Source organism: Marinobacter xestospongiae, from assembly GCF_023156385.1.
In the GTDB taxonomy this organism is placed as follows: domain Bacteria; phylum Pseudomonadota; class Gammaproteobacteria; order Pseudomonadales; family Oleiphilaceae; genus Marinobacter; species Marinobacter xestospongiae.
In genome coordinates this window covers 1-3674 of record NZ_JAKZAK010000047.1, presented here as the reverse complement: position 1 = coordinate 3674, position 3674 = coordinate 1, and the positions used below count along the sequence as shown (strand labels likewise).

The following is a 3674-nucleotide window of genomic DNA, read 5'->3' as shown; positions in this document are numbered from 1 at the left end:
GGGTCTGTAGCTCAGGTGGTTAGAGCGCACCCCTGATAAGGGTGAGGTCGGTGGTTCAAGTCCACCCAGACCCACCAAAATCGCTCAGCTCGTCGTTGCTTCAAAGCTCACGTGCTACTCGCACGCTACGCTTCAAAGCGCCTAGATCTGAACGATTTTCCGAGTACGGCGTCAGCACTATCGAAGCCTGCTTGGTGTGTGGTTCGATATGGGGCTATAGCTCAGCTGGGAGAGCGCCTGCCTTGCACGCAGGAGGTCGGCAGTTCGATCCTGCCTAGCTCCACCATAATTAACTGACTTGTGTCAGTGTGCAGAAACAAGTGTTTCACTTTGATGAAATCCTTCTTTCTGATCACTGGGTCAGAATTGCTCTTTAACAATTCGGATGAGAAAGCAATATCGAGATGTATTGATCCAATTTATCTCCAGGATCAATACGCTCAAAGTGATAGCGATTTCAAGCGTTATCCGGTGTTGTCGTTGAAGTGGTTGTTCTATCGCTTCAAGGAAACTGTCTCGTTCTGTCCTCTGCTGGTCCGCCAACAGATCGATAGCACGAACACAGTTGTCTTGGGGTTATATAGTCAAGCAACTAAGCGCATACGGTGGATGCCTTGGCAGTCAGAGGCGATGAAAGACGTGGAAGCCTGCGATAAGGTTCGGGGAGCTGGCAAACGAGCTGTGATCCGGACATCTCTGAATGGGGAAACCCACCGACTTTCGGGTCGGTATCTTACACTGAATCCATAGGTGTAAGAGGCGAACCGGGGGAACTGAAACATCTAAGTACCCCGAGGAAAAGAAATCAACCGAGATTCCCTAAGTAGCGGCGAGCGAACGGGGACCAGCCCTTAAGCTGGACGACTGGTAGGAGAAGGCCCTGGAAAGAGCCGCCATAGTGGGTGATAGCCCCGTATCCGAAACCTGAGTTCAGTGAAATCGAGTAGGACGGGACACGTGATATCCTGTCTGAACATGGGGGGACCATCCTCCAAGGCTAAATACTCCTGACTGACCGATAGTGAACCAGTACCGTGAGGGAAAGGCGAAAAGAACCCCTGTGAGGGGAGTGAAATAGACCCTGAAACCGTATGCGTACAAGCAGTCGGAGCAGACTTGTTCTGTGACGGCGTACCTTTTGTATAATGGGTCAGCGACTTAATTTCAGTAGCAAGGTTAACCGTCTAGGGGAGCCGTAGGGAAACCGAGTCTTAATAGGGCGCACAGTTGCTGGGATTAGACCCGAAACCGGGCGATCTATCCATGAGCAGGTTGAAGGTGCCGTAACAGGCACTGGAGGACCGAACCCACTGTCGTTGAAAAGCCAGGGGATGACTTGTGGATCGGAGTGAAAGGCTAATCAAGCCCGGAGATAGCTGGTTCTCCCCGAAAGCTATTTAGGTAGCGCCTCGGACGAATACCACTGGGGGTAGAGCACTGTTTGGGCTAGGGGGTCATCCCGACTTACCAACCCCATGCAAACTCCGAATACCAGTGAGTACTATCCGGGAGACACACGGCGGGTGCTAACGTCCGTCGTGAAGAGGGAAACAACCCAGACCGCCAGCTAAGGTCCCCAAGTACCAGTTAAGTGGGAAACGATGTGGGAAGGCTCAGACAGCTAGGAGGTTGGCTTAGAAGCAGCCACCCTTTAAAGAAAGCGTAATAGCTCACTAGTCGAGTCGGCCTGCGCGGAAGATGTAACGGGGCTCAAACTGGTCACCGAAGCTGCGGCTGCATACTTTGTATGCGGGGTAGGGGAGCGTTCTGTAAGCCTGCGAAGGTGTGTTGAGAAGCATGCTGGAGGTATCAGAAGTGCGAATGCTGACATGAGTAACGACAATGGGGGTGAAAAACCCCCACGCCGGAAGACCAAGGGTTCCTGCGCAACGCTAATCGGCGCAGGGTGAGTCGGCCCCTAAGGCGAGACCGAAAGGTGTAGTCGATGGGAAACGGGTTAATATTCCCGTACCTTGGATCACTGCGATGGAGAGACGGAGAAGGCTAGGTGAGCCGGGCGACGGTTGTCCCGGTTTAAGCAAGTAGGAAGAGGACTTAGGCAAATCCGGGTCCTCAATTCCGAGATGCGACGACGAGTTCCCTAGGGAATGAAGTCATTGATGCCATGCTTCCAGGAAAATCTTCTAAGCTTCAGGTGATTCGAGACCGTACCCCAAACCGACACAGGTGGTCAGGTAGAGAATACCAAGGCGCTTGAGAGAACTCGGGTAAAGGAACTAGGCAAAATGGTGCCGTAACTTCGGGAGAAGGCACGCTGGTTGTATGTGAAACCCCTGCGGGTGGAGCAGAAGCCAGTCGAAGATACCAGGCCCCTGCGACTGTTTATTAAAAACACAGCACTCTGCAAACACGAAAGTGGACGTATAGGGTGTGACGCCTGCCCGGTGCCGGAAGGTTAATTGATGGGGTTAGCATTCGTGCGAAGCTCTTGATCGAAGCCCCGGTAAACGGCGGCCGTAACTATAACGGTCCTAAGGTAGCGAAATTCCTTGTCGGGTAAGTTCCGACCTGCACGAATGGCGTAACGATGGGGGCGCTGTCTCTACCCGAGACTCAGTGAAATTGAAATCGCCGTGAAGATGCGGTGTATCCGCGGCTAGACGGAAAGACCCCGTGAACCTTTACTATAGCTTCACAGTGAACTTTGAGCATGCTTGTGTAGGATAGCTGGGAGGCTTTGAAACCAGGACGCCAGTTCTGGTGGAGCCAACCTTGAAATACCAGCCTGGCATGTTTGAGGTTCTAACTTGGTCCCCTTATCGGGGATGAGGACACTGTGTGGTGGGTAGTTTGACTGGGGCGGTCTCCTCCCAAAGCGTAACGGAGGAGCACAAAGGTGGGCTAAGCATGGTCGGACATCATGCGGTTAGTGTAATGGCACAAGCCCGCTTAACTGCGAGACAGACACGTCGAGCAGGTGCGAAAGCAGGTCATAGTGATCCGGTGGTTCTGTATGGAAGGGCCATCGCTCAACGGATAAAAGGTACTCCGGGGATAACAGGCTGATACCGCCCAAGAGTTCACATCGACGGCGGTGTTTGGCACCTCGATGTCGGCTCATCACATCCTGGGGCTGAAGCCGGTCCCAAGGGTATGGCTGTTCGCCATTTAAAGTGGTACGCGAGCTGGGTTTAGAACGTCGTGAGACAGTTCGGTCCCTATCTGCCGTGGACGTTGGAGATTTGAGGAAAGCTGCTCCTAGTACGAGAGGACCGGAGTGGACGAACCTCTGGTGTTCGGGTTGTTTCGCCAGAAGCATTGCCCGGTAGCTATGTTCGGACAGGATAACCGCTGAAAGCATCTAAGCGGGAAGCCCCTTCCAAGATGAGATCTCCCCGAGGCCTCGAGCCTCCTAAAGAGCCGTTCAAGACCAGGACGTTGATAGGCTGGATGTGTAAGCGCTGCGAGGCGTTGAGCTAACCAGTACTAATTGCTCGTGCGGCTTGACTATATAACACCCAAGACAATTGCGGATAACCTGAAATCAATATCTCGCTTTCTCATCCTTCCCAGTGATCAACCTGTTTGTCTGACGACCATAGCGGTCTGGAACCACCTGATCCCATCCCGAACTCAGAAGTGAAACAGACCTGCGCCGATGGTAGTGTGGCACTTGCCCATGCGAGAGTAGGTCATCGTCAGGCTCTTAATAC

Annotated in this window: 2 tRNA genes and 2 rRNA genes; all 4 read left to right on the top strand. The window is 53.0% G+C overall.

From position 1 onward, the window contains the following. A tRNA-Ile gene (locus tag MLD24_RS21315) sits at nt 1–77 on the top strand. A 133-nt stretch (nt 78–210) separates the two neighbouring features. Beyond that, nucleotides 211–286: transfer RNA gene (locus MLD24_RS21310), tRNA-Ala, on the top strand. Between the two features lie 296 nt (nt 287–582). Next, nucleotides 583–3472: ribosomal RNA gene (locus MLD24_RS21305) — 23S ribosomal RNA — on the top strand. A 77-nt stretch (nt 3473–3549) separates the two neighbouring features. Continuing rightward, nucleotides 3550–3665 (top strand): 5S ribosomal RNA (gene rrf / locus MLD24_RS21300). Nucleotides 3666–3674 lie beyond the last annotated feature (9 nt).